21 protein-coding genes and 1 pseudogene are annotated in these 22159 nt (G+C 72.0%); 13 read left to right on the forward strand and 9 right to left on the reverse strand.

Going from position 1 to position 22159, the window contains the following annotated elements; genetic code table 11:
- Window positions 1-9 precede the first annotated feature (9 nt).
- Both QSK34_RS08170 and QSK34_RS08175 read left to right on the forward strand, forming a co-directional pair.
- Window positions 10-375, forward strand: a complete 366-nt coding sequence (locus tag QSK34_RS08170) for a hypothetical protein (RefSeq protein ID WP_161477812.1) — start codon at window positions 10-12, stop codon at window positions 373-375.
- Window positions 372-1805 carry a multicopper oxidase family protein gene (locus QSK34_RS08175; protein ID WP_285581646.1) on the forward strand — a complete coding sequence of 478 codons (1434 nt, stop codon included), beginning with the start codon at window positions 372-374 and terminating at the stop codon, window positions 1803-1805. The genes QSK34_RS08170 and QSK34_RS08175 overlap by 4 nt, the downstream gene beginning before the upstream one ends.
- 4 nt (window positions 1806-1809) lie before the next feature.
- Here QSK34_RS08175 and QSK34_RS08180 read toward each other — a convergent pair whose 3' ends face one another.
- Together QSK34_RS08180 and QSK34_RS08185 are read right to left on the reverse strand one after the other, a co-directional pair.
- Complete coding sequence (locus QSK34_RS08180; protein WP_285581648.1) at window positions 1810-2448, reverse strand: response regulator; 639 nt, start codon at window positions 2446-2448, stop codon at window positions 1810-1812.
- Window positions 2445-3491: a sensor histidine kinase gene (locus QSK34_RS08185; RefSeq protein ID WP_285581650.1), complete on the reverse strand. Its 1047-nt coding sequence runs from the start codon at window positions 3489-3491 to the stop codon at window positions 2445-2447. The genes QSK34_RS08180 and QSK34_RS08185 overlap by 4 nt, the downstream gene beginning before the upstream one ends.
- Window positions 3492-3602: 111 nt before the next feature.
- On the opposite strand from QSK34_RS08185, the gene QSK34_RS08190 reads away from it, so the two are divergent.
- From QSK34_RS08190 to QSK34_RS08210, 5 genes are all read left to right on the forward strand, one after another.
- Entirely contained in the window at window positions 3603-4508 is a 906-nt protein-coding gene (locus QSK34_RS08190; protein WP_285581652.1) for an ATP-binding cassette domain-containing protein, read from the forward strand.
- Complete coding sequence (locus QSK34_RS08195; RefSeq protein ID WP_285581654.1) at window positions 4505-5980, forward strand: DUF1349 domain-containing protein; 1476 nt, start codon at window positions 4505-4507, stop codon at window positions 5978-5980. The genes QSK34_RS08190 and QSK34_RS08195 overlap by 4 nt, the downstream gene beginning before the upstream one ends.
- Complete coding sequence (locus QSK34_RS08200; protein ID WP_285581656.1) at window positions 5977-6672, forward strand: ABC transporter permease; 696 nt, start codon at window positions 5977-5979, stop codon at window positions 6670-6672. The genes QSK34_RS08195 and QSK34_RS08200 overlap by 4 nt, the downstream gene beginning before the upstream one ends.
- A 10-nt stretch (window positions 6673-6682) precedes the next feature.
- On the forward strand, window positions 6683-8959 hold the full coding sequence (locus QSK34_RS08205; RefSeq protein ID WP_285581658.1) for an ATP-binding cassette domain-containing protein: 2277 nt from the start codon (window positions 6683-6685) through the stop codon (window positions 8957-8959).
- 278 nt (window positions 8960-9237) lie between these two features.
- Entirely contained in the window at window positions 9238-10125 is an 888-nt protein-coding gene (locus tag QSK34_RS08210) for an SGNH/GDSL hydrolase family protein (protein WP_353051369.1), read from the forward strand.
- Here QSK34_RS08210 and QSK34_RS08215 read toward each other — a convergent pair whose 3' ends face one another.
- On the reverse strand, window positions 10126-12138 hold the full coding sequence (locus QSK34_RS08215) for an NACHT domain-containing protein (RefSeq protein WP_285581660.1): 2013 nt from the start codon (window positions 12136-12138) through the stop codon (window positions 10126-10128).
- 556 nt (window positions 12139-12694) lie between these two features.
- Window positions 12695-12892 carry a hypothetical protein gene (locus QSK34_RS08220; RefSeq protein ID WP_285581663.1) on the reverse strand — a complete coding sequence of 66 codons (198 nt, stop codon included), beginning with the start codon at window positions 12890-12892 and terminating at the stop codon, window positions 12695-12697.
- Here QSK34_RS08220 and QSK34_RS08225 point away from each other — a divergent pair.
- A pseudogene (locus QSK34_RS08225) lies at window positions 12830-13212 on the forward strand (SPFH domain-containing protein). The gene QSK34_RS08220 and the pseudogene QSK34_RS08225 overlap by 63 nt on opposite strands.
- A 35-nt stretch (window positions 13213-13247) precedes the next feature.
- Window positions 13248-13385: a hypothetical protein gene (locus tag QSK34_RS37920; protein WP_502875388.1), complete on the forward strand. Its 138-nt coding sequence runs from the start codon at window positions 13248-13250 to the stop codon at window positions 13383-13385.
- A gap of 73 nt (window positions 13386-13458) precedes the next feature.
- Here QSK34_RS37920 and QSK34_RS08230 read toward each other — a convergent pair whose 3' ends face one another.
- The 4 genes from QSK34_RS08230 to QSK34_RS08245 all read right to left on the reverse strand — a co-directional run bounded on the left by QSK34_RS08230 (window position 13459) and on the right by QSK34_RS08245 (window position 16934).
- A complete protein-coding gene (locus QSK34_RS08230) occupies window positions 13459-13833 on the reverse strand; it encodes a hypothetical protein (RefSeq protein ID WP_285581667.1) in 375 nt (124 codons plus the stop codon).
- Between the two features lie 544 nt (window positions 13834-14377).
- On the reverse strand, window positions 14378-15160 hold the full coding sequence (locus QSK34_RS08235; protein ID WP_285581669.1) for a TIGR02452 family protein: 783 nt from the start codon (window positions 15158-15160) through the stop codon (window positions 14378-14380).
- A 29-nt stretch (window positions 15161-15189) separates the two neighbouring features.
- Entirely contained in the window at window positions 15190-16047 is an 858-nt protein-coding gene (locus QSK34_RS08240) for a serine hydrolase (protein ID WP_285582076.1), read from the reverse strand.
- 17 nt (window positions 16048-16064) lie between these two features.
- Complete coding sequence (locus QSK34_RS08245; protein ID WP_161477808.1) at window positions 16065-16934, reverse strand: LysR family transcriptional regulator; 870 nt, start codon at window positions 16932-16934, stop codon at window positions 16065-16067.
- An 83-nt stretch (window positions 16935-17017) separates the two neighbouring features.
- Between QSK34_RS08245 and bla the strand changes: the two genes are divergently transcribed.
- Genes bla through QSK34_RS08265 form a run of 4 tightly spaced genes read left to right on the forward strand, consistent with a single transcriptional unit; the run spans window position 17018 to window position 21745 of the window.
- Window positions 17018-17866 (forward strand): class A beta-lactamase, encoded by an 849-nt coding sequence (gene bla, locus QSK34_RS08250; protein ID WP_285581672.1) that lies wholly within the window; start codon window positions 17018-17020, stop codon window positions 17864-17866.
- The gene (locus tag QSK34_RS08255) at window positions 17866-20208 is read left to right on the forward strand and encodes a transglycosylase domain-containing protein (RefSeq protein WP_285581674.1); all 2343 of its coding nucleotides are present in this window, start codon (window positions 17866-17868) and stop codon (window positions 20206-20208) included. Before bla ends, QSK34_RS08255 begins: the two co-directional genes overlap by 1 nt.
- Window positions 20209-20212: 4 nt before the next feature.
- Window positions 20213-21139, forward strand: coding sequence for an RNA polymerase subunit sigma-70 (locus QSK34_RS08260; protein ID WP_285581677.1), 927 nt, complete (start codon window positions 20213-20215; stop codon window positions 21137-21139).
- 57 nt (window positions 21140-21196) lie between these two features.
- A complete protein-coding gene (locus QSK34_RS08265; RefSeq protein ID WP_285581679.1) occupies window positions 21197-21745 on the forward strand; it encodes a dihydrofolate reductase family protein in 549 nt (182 codons plus the stop codon).
- Here the strand turns inward: QSK34_RS08265 and QSK34_RS08270 are convergent.
- Entirely contained in the window at window positions 21738-22100 is a 363-nt protein-coding gene (locus QSK34_RS08270; RefSeq protein ID WP_285581681.1) for a winged helix-turn-helix transcriptional regulator, read from the reverse strand. The two genes, QSK34_RS08265 and QSK34_RS08270, sit on opposite strands and share 8 nt — an antisense overlap.
- Window positions 22101-22159: the final 59 nt, after the last annotated feature.

The following is a 22159-nucleotide window of genomic DNA, read 5'->3' on the forward strand; positions in this document are numbered from 1 at the left end:
GATCGGCCCATGAACACGGCATATCTGGGCGCGCGGCGGATCGTGACGCTGGTCCTCGCGGCCGCACTCCTCATCCAGGGCATCACCGCAGGGCTGCTGCTGGCCTCACCGGGCGGGCGCGGGATGCACCGCGCCAGCGCGATCCTGGTGCTGCTGGCGGCGCTGGCCTCGCTGGTGGTCTCGATCATGACGAAGGACCGGAAGGTGATCGTCCCGGCGGCGCTGACGCTGCTGCTGGTCTTCGTGCAGATGTACTTGGGATTCGCGCACTTCAAGGCGCTGCACGTGCCGATCGGCATGCTCATGTTCGGCGGTGTGGTCCACTCGCTCGGCTACCTCTACCCGGCCCGGCGGAACGTGTCGGCGGCGGCGTGAGGCTCACCCGGCGCGAGGCCCTGGCCACCATCGGCCTGGGCGGGTTCGCCCTGGTCACGGGGTGCTCGCTGCTCGCGGGCACCCCGGTGCCGCAGGTCCTGCGCAGCACCGCTCCACTGCCTCGGCCGTTCGCCGTCCCGCTGCCCGTGCCGCCGGTGGCCCGCCCGGTCCGGCGCGGCGACGCCGACCACTACGACCTGACCGCCCGCCAGGCGGTCGCCACGATCCTCCCGGGGCTGCGCACGCCCATCTGGGGCTACGACGGCGTCTTCCCCGGCCCGACGATCGAGACCCGCCGCGACCGCAGGACCGTGGTCCGGCTCAGGAACGGCCTGGCCGCGCCGACCGTGCTGCACCTGCACGGAGGCCACACCCCGGCGGCCTCGGACGGGCATCCGACCGACCTCGTACACCCGGGGGCGATCCGCGAATACGACTATCCGATGACGCAGCGCGCCGCCACCCTCTGGTATCACGACCACCGCATGGACCACACCGGCCCGCAGGTCTGGCGCGGGCTGGCCGGGCTGTTCCTGGTCCGCGACGACGAGGAGGACGCGCTGCCGCTGCCGAAGGGCGAACGCGAGATCCCGCTGGTGATCTGCGACCGCTCCTTCGCGGCCGACGGCACGATGCCCTACCCCGGCGTGCCGGGCAGGCCCGGCGCCAAGGAGGCCTACATGGGCGGGGTGCTGGGCGACGTCACGCTGGTCAACGGCGCGCCGTGGCCCGTGCTGAAGGTGGCCCGCGCCCGCTACCGGCTGCGGGTGGTCAACGCGTCGAACGCCCGGCCCTACGAGTTGTCGACCGGCGGCCCGATCGTCCAGATCGGCACCGACGGCGGCCTGCTGCCCGCGCCGAGAACCCTCGATTCGGTACGCCTGTCGCCCGGCGAACGGGCCGACCTCGTCGTCGACTTCGCCGCCCACCGGATCGGCGACCGCGTCGAGCTGCGCGACCTCGCCGGCGACGGCCGCGTCATGCGGTTCGACGTCGACCGCGACGCCCCCGACGACTCCGCCGTCCCGGCCGTGCTCTCCCGGGTCGACCGGCTCGACCCGGCCTCGGCCACGGTGACCCGCGACTTCGAGTTCACCAGCGGCACCATGCACGGCGGCACCGGCTGGCTGATCAACGGCAGGCCGTACGCCGCCGACCGGGTCGACGCCACGGTGAAACTGGGCGCGACCGAGATCTGGCGCTTCACCAGCGACGTCAGCCACCCGATCCACCTGCATCTGGCGCACTTCCAGGTGATGGCCGACGGCACGCCGAACCCGGAGTGGAAGGACACCGTCGAGCTGCGGGAGGCGCAGACCGTGGAGGTGATCGCCCGGTTCGACGGCTATCCGGGCCGGTACGTCTTCCACTGCCACAACCTCGAACACGAGGACATGGCCATGATGGCCACCTTCGACGTGATCCCGTGAGACGTCACCCTCTGAAGCGCGGCACCACCAGGCCCGACTCGTAGGCCGCGACCACGGCCTGCGTCCGGTCGCGCAGGCCCAGCTTGTTCAGCACCCGGCTGACGTGGGTCTTCACCGTCTCCTCGGTGACGGTCAGCCGGGCCGCGATCTCCGGGTTCGACAGGCCCTCGGCGATCAGCCGCAGCACCTGCGTCTCCCGGGGCGTCAGCCCTTCGACGGAGACCTTCGGCCGGAGCTGGGCGAACTCGCCGATGAGCCGCCGGGTGACGGTGGGCGCGAGCAGCGCCTCCCCGGCGGCCACCACCCGGACGGCGTCGAAGAGGCGCTCGGCGGTGACGTCCTTGAGCAGGAAGCCGCTGGCTCCCGCGCGCAGCGCGTCGTAGACGTACTCGTCGAGGTCGAAGGTGGTCAGGATGAGCACCCGGGCGCCGGGGGAGAGCCGCCGGGTGGCCTCGATGCCGTCCATCACGGGCATCCGGACGTCCATCAGCACCAGGTCGGGGGTGGTGCGGGCGCACACCCGCACCGCCTCCGCGCCGTCGGAGGCGGTGCCGACCACGGCGAAGTCGGGCTGGGTGGCCAGCAGGTCGGCGAACGCCGACCGGACGACGGGGTGGTCGTCGGCGATGACGACGCGGATCACGTGGTCGTCCCGGGGAGGATCGCCTCGACCATGAACCCGCCGCCGCGCACCGCGCCGGTGCGCAACGTCCCGCCCACCGCGCCCGCGCGTTCCCGCATGCCCGCCAGGCCCAGCCCCTCGACCGGGTCGTCGACGGCGGGCCCGTTGTCCCGGACCACCACCCGCAGCACGCCGTCGCCGTAGGCGAACTCCACGTCGACCGCCGCACCGGGGGCGTGCCGCCGGGTGTTCGTCAGCGCCTCCTGGACGATCCGGTACGCCGCCAGCTCCGCCACCGGATCGAGGGGGATCGGCGTGCCGCGCAGGATGAGCCGGGTGGTGCCGCCGGAGGCCGCGCGGGCCGTGTCGACCAGGGCGTTCAGCTCCCGCAACCCCGGCTGGGGCGCCCGCTCCGGCGGCCCGGTGTCCTCGCGCAGCACACCTAGCAGGCGGCGCATCTCGGTCAGCGCGCTCCGCGCGGTGTCGCCGATCGCGCGCAGCCGGTCGGCCCCGGCCTGCGGCAGACCGGGGGTCGCCAGCCGAGCCGTCTCGGCCTGGACGGCGACCATGGAGATGTGGTGGGCCACCACGTCGTGCAGCTCCCGCGCGATCCTGGCCCGTTCGGCGGCCGCGCTGCGGCGCAGCAGGCTCTCCTCGATCACGTCGCGCGCGGCGGCGGTCACCCGCGCCCGGCTCCTCGCCTGCCAGGCGATCCCGGCCAGGGCGGCGCTGGGGGCCAGCGCCGCCGCCACGTGGGCGTGCCCGGTCAGCGCCAGCGCCAGGCACGGGACCGAGCAGGCCAGCGCCGACCGGCCGGACGTCTCGCCGAGACGGAACAGCGCGATCATGGTGGCCGCCAGGCCGGCGTACGCGGGATGCCGGAAGGCCGTCACCGACACCACCGTCGCCACCGTGACCAGCACCGCGGCCGCCGCGCGCTGCGGCCACAGCAGCACCAGCGGCAACGTGGTCGCCAGGCCCACCAGCGCCAGGGCCGTCGACTCGGACACCCCCAGGCCGAAGGCGGCCACCACGAGGAGACCTGCGACGACACGCCCGTTCACGCAGGTCATTCTGCCCCTCGGGGGAGCACGTGGCATCCCTCGTACGAGCTATCCCGAGACCGCTCCCCGGCGGGACGCCCCGCCGCGGCCCCGACCCTAGGGTTCCGGAGCATGAACGTGACCGTTGACGTCAACGGGCTCCGCAAACGCTTCGGCGCGACGCGGGCCCTCGACGACATGACCTTCACCGTCAGGCCAGGAGTGGTCACCGGGTTCGTCGGCCCCAACGGGGCCGGCAAGTCCACCACGATGCGGATCGTCGTCGGCCTCGACCGGCCCGACGCGGGGTCGGCGCTGGTGGGCGGGGTGGCGTACCGGACCCTGAAGAGGCCCCTGACCCACGTCGGCGCCCTGCTGGACGCCTCGGCGCTGCAGCCGAGCAGGACCGCCCGCAACCACCTGCTCTGGCTGGCCCGCTCGCAGGGCATCGGCACGCGCCGGGTCGACGAGGTGCTCGCGCTGGTCGGCCTCGGCGAGGCCGCGCGGCGCAAGGCGGGCGGCTACTCCCTCGGGATGCGGCAGCGGCTCGGCATCGCGGCGGCCCTGCTGGGCGACCCGCCGGTGCTGCTGTTCGACGAGCCGTTCAACGGGCTCGACCCCGAGGGCATCGTGTGGATCCGCGGCCTGCTGCGGTCGCTGGCGGCCGACGGGCGCACGGTGCTCGTGTCGAGCCACCTGATGAGCGAGCTCCAGGACGTCGCCGGGCACCTGGTCGTCGCCGGTCGCGGCCGCGTCGTCGCCGACCGCGACGTGGCCGACCTGATCGCGGCCGCCTCCGACGGCCGGGTGACCCTGCGCACGACCGCCCGCGAGGACGCCATGGAGGCGCTGGCCCGTGCGGGCGCGACCGTGACGGTGACCGGGGCCGACACGCTGACCGTGTCGGGGCTGGCGGGGGCCGCGACGGTCGCGGCGCTGACGGCGGCGGGGGTGCCCTTCGCCGAGGTGAGCGCCCACCGGGCGACGCTGGAGGAGGCCTACATGGAGCTCACCCGAGAGAGCGTGGAGTTCCGGTGATCGCGCTGCTGAGGTCCGAATGGACCAAGTTCCGCACGGTGCGCGGCTGGATCGCCGGGTCGATCGTGGCGGTCCTGCTCACCGCCGGGGTCGGGCTGCTGGGCGCGGCCGGGACGGTCCGCTCGTGCGAGGGGCCGCAGGGGAACGTCTGCCCGGAGATCCCGATCGGGCCCGGCGGCCAGGCCGTCACCGACCGGTTCTCCTTCTACCATCAGGCGCTGCCCGGCGACGGCGCGATCACGGTCAAGGTCACCGGCGTGAGCGGCGTCATCACCTACCCGCCGCCCGACCACGACACGATCGTCGCGGGGGTGGTGCCCTGGGCCAAGGTCGGGGTGATGGTCAAGCGCGACCTCACCCCGGGGTCCGCCTACACGGCCCTCATGGTCACCGGCGACCACGGCACCCGCGTGCAGGACGACTTCGTGAACGACCGCGCGGCCGGCCGCGACCCGTGGTTGCGGCTCTCGCGGACCGGCGACGTCCTCACCGGCGAGACCTCGCCCGACGGCAGGTCATGGCGGGCCGTCGCCACGACCCGGCTCGCCGGACCGGCGGTGATCGGGCTGTTCGCCGCCTCCCCCTGCGACGTCACCCTCGGCCAGGGCTCGCTCGGCGGGGTCGTCGGCGCCTGCCGCCTCACCAACGTCACCGGCAGGTTCGAGAACGCCGCCGTCGAGGGGACGTCCGGGACGTGGACGCACGACGACATCGGGGGCGAACCCGGCGCGCCGTCGTTGTCGGTGGGCTCGGCGCGCGACTGGGGGAGCACGATCCAGCTCACCGGCTCGGGCGACATCGCCCCGGCGGGCATCGACGGGGGCGCGGTCATCGAACGCACGCTCAGCGGCGCGACCATCGGCCTGATCGCCGTGATCGTCGTCGGGGTACTGTTCGTGACGGCCGAATACCGGCGCGGCCTGATCGCCTCCACGCTGGCCGCCGCTCCCGGCCGGACCGCAATCCTCCCGGCCAAGGCCGTCGTGGTCGCGGCGGTGACGTTCACCGGCGGGCTGGTCGCGGCGGCGATCGCGGTGCCGGCCGGGCTCCGGCTCATGCGCGACCGGAACAACGCCATCGCGCCGGTCACCGTGCTCACCGAGGTCCGGGTCGTCGTCGGCACGGCGGCGCTGCTGGCGGTGACGGCCGTGCTGGCCCTCGCCCTGGGCGCGCTGTTCCGGCGCAGCGCGGCGGCGGTGATCACGACGATCCTGCTGGTCCTGCTGCCGCAACTGCTCGCGACGGCCTCGGTGATCCCGGCGCCGGCGGCCGAGTGGCTGCTGCGGGTCACCCCGGCCGCCGGGTTCGCGATCCAGCAGAGCATCCCCGCGTATCCGCAGGTCGAGGACTACTCCGTCCCGGCTCTCGGCTACTACCCGCTGCCCCCGTGGGGCGGCTTCGCGGTGACGTGCCTGTACGCGGCGGCGGCCCTGTCCGCGGCCGTGGTGATGCTGCGCCGGAGGGACGCATGACGGCGATCCGGTCGGAGTGGACGAAGTTCCGCACCCTCCCCGGCCTCCCGTGGCTCGTCGTCCTGCTCGTCGTGGTGACCGTCGGCGTGGGGGCGGCCGCCACGGCGCTCGTGCCCTGCTGCGACGTGCTCCCCTCGCGGGTGTCGCTCGCCGGCGTTCTCGCCGGGCAGGTCGCCGTCGTCGCGCTGGCCGTCGGGGTGGTGTCGGGGGAGTACGCCACCGGCATGATCACGACGTCGCTGCTCGCCGTGCCGGGCCGGGGGCGGCTGCTCGCCGCCAAGGCGCTGCTGACCGGGGGCGCGACGCTGGCCGGGGCGCTGGTCGCGATCCCGGTGTCGGCGGCCGTCGGGCCCGGCGTCACGCCGACGGCCGTGGCCGGGTCGATCGTCTACCTCGTCCTGGTGTCGCAGCTCGCCCTCGGCGTGGCCGCGCTGGTCCGCGACGCGGCGGTGGCGATGGGGGTCACCCTCGGCGTCCTGTACGGACTCCCGCTGGTCGCCCGCATGGTCCAGGACCCCGTCTGGCAGGAGCGGCTGGCGTGGGTCTCGCCTATGGAGGCGGGGCTGGCCGTCCAGGGAGGGCTGGAGCCCGTCGGCACCTGGGCCGGGCTGGCGGTGCCGGCGGTCTGGGCGGCCGTCGCGCTCGCGGCCGGCCGGGCGCGGGCGGGCCGGAGCGTCGCTCCGGTCGTCTAGGCTCTCCCGGGTGCTGCCTCCCCTCAACGCATCGCCCGCGGCCGACTCCCACACCGTCATCCAGGTGCGGGGGGCCAGGGAGAACAACCTGGCCGACGTCTCCCTCGACATCCCCAAGCGCCGCATCACCGTCTTCACCGGGGTCTCCGGGTCCGGCAAGTCGTCGCTGGTGTTCGGCACCATCGCGGCCGAGTCGCAGCGGATGATCAACGAGACCTACACCGCGTTCATCCAGTCGTTCATGCCGTCGCAGAGCCGCCCCGACGTCGACGCGCTCCACAACCTGAGCGCCGCCATCGTCGTCGACCAGGAGCGCATGGGCGCCAACTCGCGCTCGACGGTCGGCACCGCCACCGACGCCTACACCATGCTCCGCGTCGTCTTCAGCCGTCTCGGGCGGCCCCACATCGGGCCGTCGACGGCGTTCTCGTTCAACCTGCCCGACGGCATGTGCCCCCGGTGCGAGGGCCTCGGGCAGGTCTCGACGATCGACGTCGGCGAGCTCGTCGACCGCGAGAAGTCGATCAACGAGGGCGCGATCACCGTTCCGCAGTTCCACGTCGACAGCTGGTACTGGCAGATCATGGCCAACCCCGGCTTCTACGACCCGGACAAGAAGCTGAAGGACTTCACCGAGCAGGAGTGGGACGACTTCCTCAACAAGCCGCTCACCAAGGTCAGGGTCGGCTCGAACAACCTCAGCTACGAGGGCCTGGTCGTCAAGGTCAACCGCATCTACCTGACCAAGGACCGCGAGTCGATGCAGGGCGCCATCAGGGCGTTCGTCGACCGGGCCGTGGTGTTCGCCCCGTGCCCCGAATGCGGGGGCACCCGGCTGACTCGCGCCGCGTTGTCGTCCAGGATCAACGGGGTGAACATCGCCGAATGTTCGTCGATGCAGGTCAACGACCTGGCCGCGTTCCTGCGCACGATCGACGACCCGAGCGTCAGGCCGATGCTGACCGGCTTGCGCGGCCTGCTCGACTCCCTGGTCGGCATCGGCCTCGGCTACCTCAGCCTCGACCGCCCCTCGGGCACCCTGTCGGGCGGCGAGGCGCAGCGCGTGAAGATGGTCCGCCACCTCGGGTCGAGCCTCAGCGACGTCACCTACGTCTTCGACGAGCCGACCGTCGGCCTGCACCCCCACGACATCCGCCGCATGAACGAGATCCTGCTCATGCTGCGCGACAAGGGCAACACGGTGCTGGTCGTCGAGCACAAGCCCGAGGTCATCGCCATCGCCGACCACGTCGTCGACCTCGGGCCCGGCGCGGGGGAGAACGGCGGCCGCGTCTGCTACACCGGCGACGTCGCCGGCCTGCGCGCCTCCGGCACCCTGACCGGCCGCCACCTCGACCACCGGGCCAGACTGCGCGACCGGGTACGCGCCCCGCGCGGCCACATCTCCATCTCGGGGGCCACGCTCCACAACCTGAAGCACGTCGCCATCGACGTCCCGCTCGGCGTGCTGACCGTGGTGACCGGCGTCGCCGGGTCGGGCAAGAGTTCCCTCATCCACGGCTACCTGTCCGGCCGCGAGGGCGTGGTCGTCGCCGACCAGACCGCGATCAGGGGCTCGCGGCGCAGCAACCCCGCCACCTACAGCGGCCTGCTCGGCCCGATCCGCACCGCCTTCGCCAAGGAGAACGGCGTGAAGGCGTCGTTGTTCAGCGCCAACTCCGAGGGCGCCTGCCCCGGCTGCAACGGCATCGGCCTGATCTACACCGACCTGGCCATGATGGCCGGGGTGTCGTCGGTGTGCGAGCAGTGCGAGGGCCGGCGCTTCACCGCCGAGGTCCTCGGCTACACGCTGCGCGGCAAGAACATCCACGAGGTCCTCGGCATGTCGATGACCGAGGCCCGCGACTTCTTCACCACCGGCCAGGCCCGCGCCATCCTCGACCGCATGGTCGACGTCGGCCTCGGCTACCTGCGCCTGGGCCAGCCGCTCAACACGTTGTCGGGCGGCGAGCGCCAGCGGTTGAAGCTGGCCATCCACATGGCCGAGAAGTCGTCGGTCTACGTCCTCGACGAACCGACCACGGGCCTCCACCTGGCCGACGTCGACCAGCTCCTGGGCCTGCTCGACCGCCTGGTCGACGACGGCAACACGGTCGTGGTGATCGAGCACCACCAGGCCGTCATGGCCCACGCCGACTGGATCATCGACCTCGGGCCGGGCGGCGGCCACGACGGCGGCGAGGTCGTCTTCACCGGCCCGCCGGCCTCCCTGGTCGCCGACGCCGACACCCTGACGGCCCGGCACCTGCGGGAGTACGTGGCCTGAACGCCATGCGGCTGACCCGGCGCGGCGTCCGGCGGCGCCGGATCAGCTCGACCGTGACGGCGGGCGGGTCAGCCGGCCGTGCTGGCGAGCGGGTCGGATCGGCTGTGACGGCGGGGCGGCGGGCGCGGTGGCGGGGCAAGGCTCACCGGGCCTTAAGACGGCTGTCATCTGGGCGGCGAGAACCGGACAGGCGGGGCTGATGCGATCACTCCGCACGCGTCCGTGGGTTCGCGCCGGGCGCTCGACCGCATAACGACCACCTGAGCGCAGGAGCCGGCATGCGCTATCTCCGTTACGTCGCCGTCGGCGACAGCCAGACCGAGGGCCTCAACGACGGCGACGAGTCGGCGGGCTACCGGGGCTGGGCCGACCGGTTCGCCGAGATGCTCGCCGTCCACCATCCCGGCCTCCGGTACGCCAACCTCGCCGTCCGCGGCCACCGCGCCCGCCACGTGAGGTCGATGCAGCTCGACCCGGCCCTGGCGATGAAGCCCGACCTGGTCTCCGTGATGGTCGGCATGAACGACCTGGTCCGTCCCGGCTTCGACGTCGACGCGGTGATGGCCGACCTCGACGCCGTCTACGCCGCGTTCGCCGGGGCGGGCGCGACCATCCTCACCTTCACCTATCCCGACGTGACCCGGATCTCCGCGATGACCCGGCACCTGCGGCCGAAACTGCTGGAGTTCAACCAGCGCATCCGCGAGTCCGCGCGCCGCCTCGGCGTGATCGTGGTCGACACGGAGTCCTACGAAATCGGCGTCGACCCGCGACTGTGGTGCCGCGACCGCGTCCACGCCACGCCGCTGGGCCATTCGCTGATCGCCGCGGGCGCGGCCCACGCCCTCGGGTTGCCGGGCGCCGACGAGTCGTGGGCGGCGCCCCTGCCACCGCTGAAGCGGCCGAACCGGCTGGCCCGGTATCACGCGGAGGTGGTCTGGGTGGTCACTTTCCTGGGGCCATGGCTGATCCGCCGCCTGACCGGCCGATCCTCGGGCAACGGCCGCCTGGCCAAACGCCCGTCCCTGACCGACGTCGTCTCGGGCACACCTCAACTGCAGGAGGCCGGCCCGGAGACCGAATGGCCGCGGCCCGGTGCGCAGCACGCCGTGCCTGCGCGGCCAACAGGCTCTGAGCCCGGCTCTACCGCACGCGTGCCCTCATGATCAGCTAGACCGCTTGACGTGAGTTGGTGCGAGGAAGTCCTGGAGTTCCCGGTGCCGGAATTGGTAACTGATTCCCGCCACACGGAGTATTCCCGCGTCGCGGTAACACCAGCGCAGGAACCGGCTGAGACGCCACGGCAGGCGGCCGCGTGTGCACATGATCAGCGCAAGATATCGCGTCGACGCCCGTCGGCTGGCTTGGATGAGCCCGAACCAGAACAACGGCCAGAGCAGCCAGAAGAGCGAGTTTTCGAAGCCGACCAACACGTAAGCGAGTGTGAACGGGAGACAGGGGAGAAACACGAATGCGAGTCCCGCCACGACGTCTTTTCGCAGCGGGTCGCCTGGACTCAAGGAGGCTCCATCGCCGGGGATCAGCAGCCATAGATACAGGGCGAACAGGGGGGTGAATGCGGCAACGGCGACGATTCCAGGGATGAATCCGCGGGTGAGCCCCGTCGCCAGGCCGATAAGCGTGCCTCCCGCCAGCCCGAACAACGCACCGGCCGCCAGCCTGCGGTGTCCGAGGTGAGTTCTCGGTCGTGGCAAGCTGACGCGCCATGGGTCGGGCCACGTGACGCTGGTCACCCGGGTCAACGCCAACGCGCCGACCAAGGACAACATCAGGCGTGAAGGAGCATGGATGGAGAGCAGGACGGCCAGCAAGATCATGAAGCTGGACGCGCCCGCCAAGGTGTTGGTCAGGAGACGAGGGCGATCGCCGGCAAGGGGCCACAGCTCGTGCAGGACGATTTCCGTGCTGGGCAGCTTCCTGCCGTTGAAAAGCTGTTTTCGGCGATTTCCGTTGAGATAACCGGCGAGGGTGCCCAGCCAGGCATGGACCTGCTCGGCGGAATAACGAGAAACGTTCCGGCCGTTCGCGCCGGCGATGGCGACCGAAGCACCGATGTAGTCGGCCAGAAGGCGGTCGCGGATCTTCTGCGGAGAGTCATAACCGGGATCGGTGAGTTCGACGGGTTCACGGACGAAAGCGCGGGTGGCGGGGTCGCGTTGCTGGTAGACGGTGAGGGCCAGGGTCAGTCGCCACGGATTGGCCAGGGCGCGGGTCAGTGGCGCGTCAGGGTGAAAGTCGAGTGTGTCGAAGACCTCTCCCCACCGGGGGAGGTCGCCGGTGCCGACGCGTGTTTCCAGGAAGCTCAGTGCGCTGGAGGCGACCACGGGGATGATCTGGACCGTCGCGAAGTCCTGCGCCTGGATTCCCGATTGTGGCTGGTTCAGGGCGGCGAACTGTTCGGTGCGGCAGGTCAGCACCACGTCGGTCTTGCCTGCGATGTCGGCGTGCGAGTTCAGTTCGTGCAGCACTCGCGTCGCGTGAGGTAGCCCGCCGGTGTCGAGATCCACCTCGTCCAGCCCGTCGATGACGGGCAGTACCCGGCCGGCTTCCACCAGTGCCGTGGCCACTCGTCGAGGCATCGAGAAGGCGGTGACGAGGTGAGAGATCAACCAAGTCGGCAGCGAGCCCTCGGCGTCGCATTCGGCCGCCGGAAGCCGGACCGGGACTCGGTCTCCCGGTGCGGGGTCAGCGAGGAGACCGACGATGAGGCGCACCGCCAGCACCGTCTTACCGGCTCCGGGCGCGCCGGTGATGGCCAGCCGCCGGGGCTTCAGCTTCCGGTAATAGTCGACCACCTCGGTCAGACGCCCTGATCGGCCTGCTCCGGTGGCCTGGTGACCGGAGGTGGGCTGGAGGACGAACTCCACGTCGATGGATCTGTCGGCGAGATCGGTCTGGCCGTCATACCCCAGCAGGTGCCGTAACTCGCGGGCTTCCGCCCGTCCTACGTGGTCGGCCAGCCATCTCGCCCAGTAGTCGACGTCGATGATCCGTTGCGCCCGGACCACCTGGCGGCTGGCGATCACTGTGGCCGCCAGTCCCAGGGCTATGCCCAGGACGCCGCCCGGATCGATCCCGTCCCACTGGCCCTGCTGAATCGCCGGCCACGTCACACCGACGGCTCCTGCGACCAGTAATGCGACGATGGCCAGCCACATGCGATCTGACCAACGATCTCGATTCATGGCATCAATCTTCGAAGTTGGCTGAGCTCTATGTCTCCATATTGTGTGAATTCATCAAAACGCGATCGAATGGCTTCATCCGTAAATGAACCATTTGGTCGGTTTGTCGAATCGCTGGCCGGATGGCCCGATTCTCGAATGGTGCACATCCGGAATCGTGGCGTGCATTCGGCGTGATCTGACGCGGATTAGTGATGGCCGTTTTCTGCCGAGAGCATGACCGTCATCACTCGTGGAAGGTGTCGGATGTGTGGTCCATCGCCGTCGGAACATGGAGTCGGCGGTCGGCCCGTGGTTCGCGGCGCGGGCTCGGAGCTGGACGTTCGTGCGATTGGAACGCGCCTCGTTTGAGGTGTGAAGTGGCGGCATGCGTGGTTCGAGGCGTTCGGTGAGCTGTCCGTCGGCGTCAGCGAGTGGCCTGTATCACACTCCCGGACACCACGCGATATTTCCCTATATTCATTTATCCGCCGGGTTACCCCCACTGCCGCAAGCGGACGGTTACCTGTTCCCACTGATGTGTGTGAGTTCACGAAGGCGGGAGCACATGGGCCTGATCCGTGGCGAACTGATCGACATCGTCGAGTGGAAGGGCGAGCGGCCGGGGGTCGTCGCCTGGCGGTACGACCGGCCGTTCGACGAGCTGAAGAACGGCAGCAAGCTGATCGTCCGGGAATGGCAGGTCGCGCTGTTCGTCCGGGGCGGGCAGATCGTCCGCGAGTGTCACGCCGGGACGCAGACCCTGCGACGGGCAACGTCCCCGTCACGAGCAGGCTGCGGGGGTTCCGGTACGGATTCCGGTCCCCCGACAAGGCCGAGGTCCATTTCGTCAGCACCCGCAGGTTCACCAATCTCAAGTGGGGCACGCGGCGGCCCGTCCAGTTGCGCGATCCCGAGACGGGGCCGGTGCTGCTCGCGGCCCATGGGAGTTCTCGTTCCGGGTCGCCGATCCGACCGCCTTCCTCACCCAGCTCGTCGCCGGGCAGGCGCTCGTCGAGGCCGGGCAGGTCGCCGAGGCGGTCCGGGGGCCGCTGCTGCGGCGGCTGACGAACACGCTCGCGGCCTGGTCGGAGCGGCGGACGGTGCTCGACGTGCTCAACGACGCGGCGCTGCCCGACGAGGTGGCGGCCGCGGTCAACCGGGATCTCGCCGAGACGGGGCTGGAGATCTGCGACATCGACATCGGGGGCCTGACCACGCCCCTGCCACCGTGGGGGTAGCGATGCACTGTGATCTCTGTGGCGGCGTGACCGAGTACGTCCCTGGGGGCGAAGGCATGCGCTGCCCGTACTGTCAGGATTTCCAGCCTCTCGTGGTGACCGGGCCGGCGGCGCGGCGGCCGGTGGAGACGCTGCCCGGGCGGTTGCCCGTGACCGTCACCGACGAGCATCGGGTGGTGTGTCCCCGGTGCGCGACCACGTCCACGCCCGCGTTGTTGTCGTCGCGGTGCCCGGCGTGTGAGACGCCGATCGTCCGGGAGCTCGGGGGCGAGGTGCGGCCCGGGGCGGTGGTGCCGTTCTCCGTCGATCCGCGGGACGCCTCGGCGGCGCTCGACCGGTGGGCGGCCACGCTCTGGTTCGCGCCCGAGTCGCTGGCCCGGTTCTCCGACGCCGCGTCGATGCGGGCCACGTTCCTGGCGGCCTGGGTGTTCGACCTGGAGACCGTCACCCGGTACGCGGGGCGGCGCGGCCACCACTACTACCAGGTCGAGACCGACGGCGACGGGCGCACCCGCCAGGTGCGGCGGACCCGCTGGAGCTACGCGCGCGGCAAGGTCGGCCGCCGGTTCGCCGACGTCGTCGTGCCGGGGATCCGCGACCTGCCGGCCCGGCGGCTTCCGGCGGCGACGGTGCCGTTCCGGGCCGGATACCTGTCGGGGGTGGAGACGCCGCGCTACACCGTGCCGCCCGACCAGGCGCTCGACGCGGCCAAGGCCTCGGTGCGGCCGACGGTCAGGGCGGCCTGCCTGGCCGACATCGGCGGCGACGACCGGCGGCTGCACTCCGTCGTCACCACGTATCCCTCGATCGACGGGGACCTCGTCCTGCTGCCGTACTGGACCCGGACCTATCTGCTCGACGGGAGGACTTGCCGGTTCACCGTCGACGGGGCCACCGGGGAGGTGCGCGGGAGACGGCCCTACAGCGCGGCCAAGGTGACCGCGCCGGTCGTCGTGCTGCGCTGGTCGTGCTGGCCGCCGTGCCGGTGCTGCTCAGCCGGTGAGGGCCGCCGTGAACGCGGCGAAGGTGGGGGTGCCCGGGTTGCGGTCGAGCACGGCGAATCTGACCACGTCGAACGGCTGCGGACCGGCCAGGGCCGCGGCGAAGGCGGCGGCGACCATGCCGGGATCGTTGCCGAACACGCCGCAGCCCCACGCCCCCAGCACCACCCGCCGGTGCCCGTGCGCCGCCGCGACGTCGAGCACCCGCGCGGCTCTCGCGTGCAACAGGGCGGGCAGCTCCGCGAGCGACTCGCGCTGGGTCTGCCCCATGGCCCGCGCGTTGGGGGCGGCCGAGGTCAGGAACGCCACGCGGTAGGGCTCGTCGAGGAGGGCGCCGCGGTCGTCGCGGAAGACCGGCACGCCTGGGGAGTAGATCACCCGGTCGCTGTAACGCAGATCGCCCTGCTGCCGGTGGAACGCGTAGAAGTCGGGGGCGGCGGTCAGGCAGGGGTAGAGCGCCGAGGCGCGGGCCACGTCCTCCTCCTGCGCCTTCGCCCCGTTGAGGAAGCCGCCGCCGGGGTTCTTGGCCGAGGCGAACACGAGGCAGGCCGGGTCGCCGCCGAGCTCACGGGCGGCCTGGAGGGTGGTCTGGTTGCGCACCTCGACCAGCGGTGTGCGGTCGCCGTGCCGGTCGAGCCTCTCGTCCGGGAGGTGGAGCCGGGTCAGGGCCGGGTCGACCGTCACCTCGACCCAGCGGCCGGAGGGAAGCCGGTATCCGCCGGTCTCGACGATGTCCATGGTCTCGCGGGCGACGGCCCGCAGTCGGGTGCTCATTTGCCGCGATCGTCGCAAAGCGACCGGGGTCAGCGCGACCGGATTTCGTCCCGTAACGCCCGCGCCACCTGAGCCATGAGCGCCTCGGCCCCGGGCTGGCGGACCGCCGCGACGCGGGACTCCGTCAGCGCCGCCACGGCGTGGACCTGGCCGTCGACGTGTTCCACCACGCCGACCTCGTGGCGCAGGTTGAGCATGGTGCCGGTCTTGGACGACCACGTCGTCAGGTCGGAGGTGAAGTCGGGGGCCAGGCGCTGGCGCAGCACGTTGTCGCCCATCAGTTCGCGCACCCGCCCGGCCACCCAGGGGTCGATCCTGGACGGCCGCCACAACGCCGCCAGCAGGTCGACGAAGGCGCGGGCCGACCCCGACGAGCCCCGGGTCACGTCGAGTTCGGGGACGGGGTGGCCGCGTCCGGCGGTGGAGCCCTCGATGGCCAGCACGTGGGCCAGGTGGCCGCCGAGGGCCTGCACCGGGCTCTCGGTCAGGTGGCGCAGCGTGTGGCGGACGGAGATGCCGCGCAGGCCGTGCTCCTCCAGGAAGGCGGCCACCATCGCGGGCGGGGTCAGCTCGAACAGGGCGTCGCCCGCGGTGTTGTCGCTGACCGTCATGGTCAGCAGGAGCAGGTCGTCGACGGCGATCTCGGCCGAGTGGCGGAACCGGCTGGTGCCCGTCGGGCCGGGCGAGAAACGGGCGCCGGGGCCGACCGTCAGGCGGGTGGCCCCGTCGAGCTCGCCGCGCCTGATGCGGTCGAGGGTGGCCGCGGCCAGCGGCACCTTGACCAGGGACGCGGTCGGGTACTCGTCGTCGGGGTCGATGCCGAGCTCCTCGCCGGTACGCAGGTCGCGGACCAGGAACGAGCCCCGCAGTCCTCCGTCGTCGAGCATCCGGCGCAGGTCACGGATCACGCGTCAACCCCCAGGCAGGCGGCCACCCGACGCCATCCCCGCACCCGCTCGGCGTCGTCCCCGATGGCGGAGGCCACAGCGTACCCGCGGGTGAGGCGCAGCTCGCCGACGGGCCGCCACGCCAGCCCGAGCTCGGCGGCCTGGCGGGGGGAGCAGAGCAGCAGGTCGGCCGAGACCATCACCTCGGCGGCGGCCGTCACCAGCGAGGGGGCCACGGCGACCTGGGAGGGCAGCAGCCCGGCGGCGTCCCTGATCCGGAGGAGCCGGTCCCTGATGTGCGGGACGTCGTCCTCCGGCTGGATCCAGATCCTCGGCCTGCGGGCCGACCTGTCGGCGCGGGCGGGCCGGAGGCTCTCGACGTACACGACCGGACCCGGCGGACCCCCCACGCCGGCCAGGCCCAGGTCGACCACCCACGTCGCGCCGTCCTCCGGCGTGGCCACCAGCGCCGCGCGGACCTCGCGGGAGCGGGCCAGCTCGGCCCTGATCCCGGCGGCGGCGCCGACCACGTCGAGGTGCACGCCCTCCTGCCGGGCCTCCACCGTCAGGAGGGCCAGGTCGCGGACCGCGCAGATCTCCGGGACGGCCAGTCGCAGCGGCTTGAGCCGGGCCTGGCCCGCCTCCCACTCCATGTCGTCGGCGAGCCGGACCAGACGCTGCGCCGAGGGCAGCAGGTCGCGGCCGAAGTCGGTCAGCAGCGCGCCGCGCGCGGACCGGTCGAAGAGCTTGGCGCCGAGGTGCTGTTCCAGCGCGGCGATGCGGCGGCTGGCCACGGGCTGGGGCACCTGGGAGGCGGCGGCGCCTTCGGTGAAGCTGCCGCGTTCGCTCACGTTGACGAACACTCTCCAGGCGGCGAGGAGGTCCACGACCAGTGATTATGTCATGAATGCATAATGTAGGCTTCAAGTGTCTTTGACGGTATTTACGCTGACAGAACAGACTCTTCGGCATGCTTCCCCTCGTGTTGTCCCTCGCCCTGCTCTCCGGGGGCGTCACCGCGCCGCCGACCTCGGCGGTCGCGGATCTGCGCGCGCTGGAGACCGCGTTCAAAGGCCGGATCGGCCTGTACGCCCTCGACACCGCCACCGGCCGGACCGTCGCCTACCGGTCGGGCGAGCGCTTCCCGCTGGCCTCGACCTTCAAGGGCGTGCTCGCGGCGGCCGTGCTGGACAAGAAGCCCGACATCCTCGGCAAGCGCATCCTCATCAGGAAGAAGGACCTGCTGCCGAACTCGCCGGAGACCGCGAAACACGTCGGCTCCCGCATGACCGTGGCCGCGCTGGCCCGCGCGGCCGTCACCAAGAGCGACAACGCCGCCGCCAACCTGCTGCTCCGGCAGATCGGCGGCCCGAAGGGCCTGACCCGGTACTTCCGCGGCCTGGACGACCACGTCTCGCGCCTCGACCGCAACGAACCCGGGCTCAACCTGTGGCACCCGAGGGAGGTCCGCGACACCACCACCCCGGCCGCCATCGCCGCGGACCTGAAGGCCCTCACCGTGGGCGGCGCCCTCGACGCGGGCGACCGCCGCACGTTCACCGGCTGGCTCGTCGCCAACGAGACCGGCGACAAGCGCATCCGCGCCGGCCTGCCCAAGAGCTGGCGGATCGGCGACAAGACCGGGACCGGCGGCACCTACGGCACCGCCAACGACTACGCCGTCATCTGGCCGAAGGGATCGAAGAAACCGATCATCATGGCGATCTACACCAACCGCACCGACAGGAACGCCGCCGCCGACGAGTCCGTCATCGCCAGGGCCGCCACGATCGCGGCACGAGGCCTCGGGAAGCTGTGATGCGCCTGCGTACCATGCCCGGCCTGCTCGTCGCCGGGATCGCCGCCGGGGTGATCACCGCCGGCCTCGCCCTCCCGGCCGGGATCGCCCTCAGCGGGGTGGCCGAGACCATCGACCTGAGACCCATGGAACTGACCGAACCGCCGCTCGCCGAGAAGACCACGCTCCTGGACGCCGACGGCAAGCGCATCGCCCAGTTCTACGACCAGTACCGCGAGAACGTCACCATCGACAAGGTCGCGCCCGTCATGCGCACCGCGATCGTGGCGATCGAGGACGACCGCTTCTACCAGCACGGCGCCATCGACATCGAGGGCACCATCCGCGCCCTGGCCGCCAACCTCAGCGCGGGCGGCGTCGCCCAGGGCGGCTCCAGCATCACCCAGCAGTACGTCAAGCAGGTCCTCCTCAACAGCGCCACCACCGACGAGCAGAAGGAGGCCGCGCTCGCGCCGAGCTACGTCCGCAAGCTCAACGAGCTGCGCTACGCGCTGTCGGTCGAGGAGAAGTACACCAAGGACCAGATCCTCGAGAAGTACCTGAACATCGCCTACTTCGGCGCGGGCGCCCACGGCATCCAGGCCGCGGCCAAGCGCTTCTTCGGCGTCTCGGCGGCCAAGCTGAACCTGGTCCAGTCGGCGACGCTGGCGGCGGCCGTCCGGCTGCCGACCGCGACCGACCCGGAGGGCGGCAAGAGCAACCGCGACGCGCTGGTCGCCCGCCGCAACGTCGTCCTCGACCGGATGGCCGAACTCGGCAAGATCACCCCCGCCGAGGCGGCCAAGGCGAAGAAGAGCAAGCTCGGCTACAAGGGCGTGCCGATCCCCGGCGGCTGCGAGACGAGCGAGTACCGCTACTTCTGCCAGTACGTCTCCGCCGAGGTCCTGGCCGACAAGCGCTTCGGCAAGACCCGCTCGGACCGCGAACGCGCCCTCAAGCAGGGCGGCATGACGATCCGCACCACCCTGAACCCGAAGATGCAGGACGCCGCCCAGAAGGGCATCGCGGCCTACGTCGGCAAGAAGGACGGCCCGGTGGCCGCCCAGGCGCTCGTCGAACCGGGCAGCGGCGCGATCCGCGCGATGGCCGCCAGCCGGGACGACCTCGACTACAACGTGGTCGCCGACCGTGCCCACGGCGGGCTCGGCGGCGTCCAGGCGGGCTCGACGTTCAAGACGTTCACGCTGCTCACGGCGCTGAGCCAGGGCATGCGGCTGAGCGACGGGTTCAACGTCGGCGGGTCGTACACCGCGCCGTCGCCCTCGGCGTTCACCGACTGCGCCGGCAACGCCGTCGGCGACCCGAACCACGCGGTGACCAACGACGAGGGCTCGCCCGGCTACACCACCCTCCAGACCGGGACGTGGGGCTCGGTCAACACGTTCTTCATGGAACTGGAGGAGCGTGTCGGCCTGTGCGAGACGGTCAAGACCGCCAAGTCGCTCGGCATCAAGCGCGCCGACGGCAAGAAGCTCCAGGAGTTCGAGACCTTCACGCTCGGCATCAACGAGATGGACCCGGTGACGGTCGCCAACGCCTACGCGGCGATCGGCGCGCGCGGCAAGTACTGCAAGCCCATGGCCATCACCGAGGTCGTCGACCGCGACGGCAAGAAGACGTCGTTCGCGCCCGAGTGCTCGCAGGCCATCGACGCCGAGGTCGCCGACGCGGCCGCCGACATCCTGTCCGGGGTGTTCACCAAGGGCACGATGCGCGGCGTCGGCGGCATCGGCCGCCCGGCGGCCGGCAAGACCGGCACCAACGACAACCAGTCGAGCGCCTGGTTCGCCGGCTTCACGCCCGACCTGGCCGGCGCGGTCAGCCTGGCCGACCCGCGCGGGGCGAGCACCCACAAGCTGAACAACGTGACGATCGGCGGACGCTGGTACGGCTCGGTGTTCGGCGCGACGGTGCCGGGCCCGATCTGGAAGGCGACCATGCTGGCCGCGCTGGAAGGGGTTCCGGCGACGCCGTTCACCCCGATCAACGAGGAGCGGTTCGGCGCGGTGGAGCGCTTCGACCCGTGGTCTGACGACCCCTACGGCGAGGACCCGTGGGACCAGTACGGCCCCCCGGACGGCTGGGACCAGACCGACCCCGGCACCACCGACCCGGGGAACGACGGTCCAGGGAACGACGGTCCGGGGCAGAACGACCCCAAGCCGAACGACCCCGGCCAGAACGATCCCGGGCCGAACGACCCGGGCCAGAACGACCCCGGCCAGAACGACCCGGGACCGAACGACCCGGGTCCCGGCGACCAGGGCCCGGACGACCCGGGCCCCGGCGGGCCGGGCCAGGGCGGCACGCCCGACATGTCCACCGGGGCGGGCCGGGGCTGATCCCGTGGACTTCGAGCCTCACCGGGCGGAGCTGGTGGCGTACTGCTACCGGATGCTGGGCTCCTTCCACGAGGCCGAGGACCTGGTGCAGGAGACGATGACCCGGGCGTGGCGGGCCCGCGACCGGTACGACCCGGCGCGGGCCTCCGTCCGGACGTGGCTCTACCGGATCGCCACCAACGTCTGCCTGACCGCGCTCGACGGGCGGGCGCGCCGGCCGCTGCCCTCGGGGCTCGGCGCGCCCGGGGACGACCCCGGGGCCCCGCTCACCCCGGCGCACGACGTCCCGTGGTTGCAGCCGTTCCCCGACGCGCGCCACGACGTGGCGGCCAGGGCGGACCTGCGGCTCGCGCTGGTGGCGGCGCTGCAGGTGCTGCCGCCCCGGCAGCGGGCCGTGCTGGTGCTCCGCGAGGTGCTGGAGTTCAGCGCCGCCGAGGTCGCCGCGCAGCTCGGCGCCACGGTGCCGGCGGTGAACAGCGCCCTGCAGCGGGCCCGCGCCGCGCTCGCCGGGATGGCGGACGCCACCGAGATCGCCGAGCCCGGCGACCCGGAGACCCGCGCGGTGATCGACCGCTACATGCGGGCGTTCGAGGCGGCCGACGTGCCGGGGCTGGTGCGGCTGCTCGCCGACGACGTCGCCATGGAGATGCCGCCGGTGCCGCTGTGGTTCCGGGGCCGCCGCGACTACGGGGCGTTCATGCGCCGGGTGTTCGAGCTGCGCGGCGGCGGCTGGGCCATGACGCGGCTGACCGCCAACGGCCAGCCCGCCCTCGCCGCCTACGCGCCGGCGCCGGACGCCGGACTCCGCCCGCACAGCCTGCAGGTCTTCACGGTCGCCGGGGGCCGGATCACCCACAACGTGGTGTTCGCCGACCCGGACGTGTTCACGGTCTTCGGCCTGCCGAAAGAGATCTACCTCCGGGAGCGATGAGCGGAGGCGGCGCCGCCGGTACGTACGGGCGAGCATCCGACCGAAAGGACCTCCGCCATGAGCGTCGTCGTCATCCAGTTCATCACCCTCGACGGGATCGTGTCCGACCCCGACGGCCGCGGCGGCACGCCGTCGGGCGGCTGGGCCTTCCGGCACGGCCCCGAGACGGTCGCCGGGGACAAGTTCCGGCTGGGCCGCACCCTCGACGAGGGGGTCCTGCTGCTCGGGCGCACCACCTGGGAGTTGTTCTCCCGGCTCTGGCCGCACCGCGACGACCCGTTCTCGGCGCGGATGAACGCCGTGCCGAAGCTGGTCGCCTCCCGCACGCTCACCGACACGTCCGCGTGGGCGAACTCCCGGGTGATCGGGGAGGACCTCGTCGGTCGCGTGAAGGGGGAGCCGCGCGACGTCGTCGTCGCCGGCAGCCTCGGCGTCGTCCGCGCCCTGATGGCCGAGGACCTGGTCGACGAGTACCGGCTGCTCGTCTTCCCGACGGTGCTCGGCGAGGGCGAGCGCCTCTTCCCGGCGGGCGGGCCGCCCGTCCACCTGACGTGCGCGGGCGCGGAACGGACGGGGGCCGCCGTCCTCACCCGGTACGTCAGGTGAGGTCGTAGGCGTCCCGGGCCGACAGCACCTTCGGGAGGTTGGCCCGGGACCACGCGCACATGGTGTCGAGCGGCTCGACCAGCGAGTGGCCGAGGGGGGAGAGCTCGTACACGACCTTCGGCGGGATGCCCGGATGGGCGGTCCGGGTCAGCAGCCCGTCGCGCTCCATCGAGCGCAGCGACTCGGTCAGCACCTTCGGGGTGATGCCGGTCAGCGGGACCTTGAGCTCGGAGTAGCGCCGGGGGCCGTCCTGGAGGCAGCGGATGATCTTCGCGGTCCACTTGTCGCCGATCCGGACGGGCGGGGTGACGGGTGCGCACCCGGCGAACATGTCGGGGTCGAGAGGCTCTGCCACCTTCGGGAGGGTACGTCAGTATCGTTGCGGAAACCAAGGGTGCGCAGGTTAGCGTCACG

Origin of the sequence: Herbidospora sp. NBRC 101105, assembly GCF_030269205.1 — a bacterium.
GTDB classification, from domain to species: domain Bacteria; phylum Actinomycetota; class Actinomycetes; order Streptosporangiales; family Streptosporangiaceae; genus Herbidospora; species Herbidospora solisilvae.

Bases quoted from the DNA above. Each gene is read 5' to 3' on its own strand.
- QSK34_RS08265 (WP_285581679.1), top strand. From the start codon at position 21,197: ATGAGCGTCGTCGTCATCCAGTTCATCACCCTCGACGGGATCGTGTCC.
- QSK34_RS08235 (WP_285581669.1), bottom strand. From the start codon at position 15,160: ATGAGCACCCGACTGCGGGCCGTCGCCCGCGAGACCATGGACATCGTC.
- QSK34_RS08240 (WP_285582076.1), bottom strand. From the start codon at position 16,047: ATGCTCGACGACGGAGGACTGCGGGGCTCGTTCCTGGTCCGCGACCTG.
- QSK34_RS08200 (WP_285581656.1), top strand. From the start codon at position 5,977: ATGACGGCGATCCGGTCGGAGTGGACGAAGTTCCGCACCCTCCCCGGC.
- bla (WP_285581672.1), top strand. From the start codon at position 17,018: ATGCTTCCCCTCGTGTTGTCCCTCGCCCTGCTCTCCGGGGGCGTCACC.
- QSK34_RS08255 (WP_285581674.1), top strand. From the start codon at position 17,866: ATGCGCCTGCGTACCATGCCCGGCCTGCTCGTCGCCGGGATCGCCGCC.
- QSK34_RS08170 (WP_161477812.1), top strand. From the start codon at position 10: ATGAACACGGCATATCTGGGCGCGCGGCGGATCGTGACGCTGGTCCTC.
- QSK34_RS08215 (WP_285581660.1), bottom strand. From the start codon at position 12,138: ATGTGGCTGGCCATCGTCGCATTACTGGTCGCAGGAGCCGTCGGTGTG.
- QSK34_RS08190 (WP_285581652.1), top strand. From the start codon at position 3,603: ATGAACGTGACCGTTGACGTCAACGGGCTCCGCAAACGCTTCGGCGCG.
- QSK34_RS08210 (WP_353051369.1), top strand. From the start codon at position 9,238: ATGCGCTATCTCCGTTACGTCGCCGTCGGCGACAGCCAGACCGAGGGC.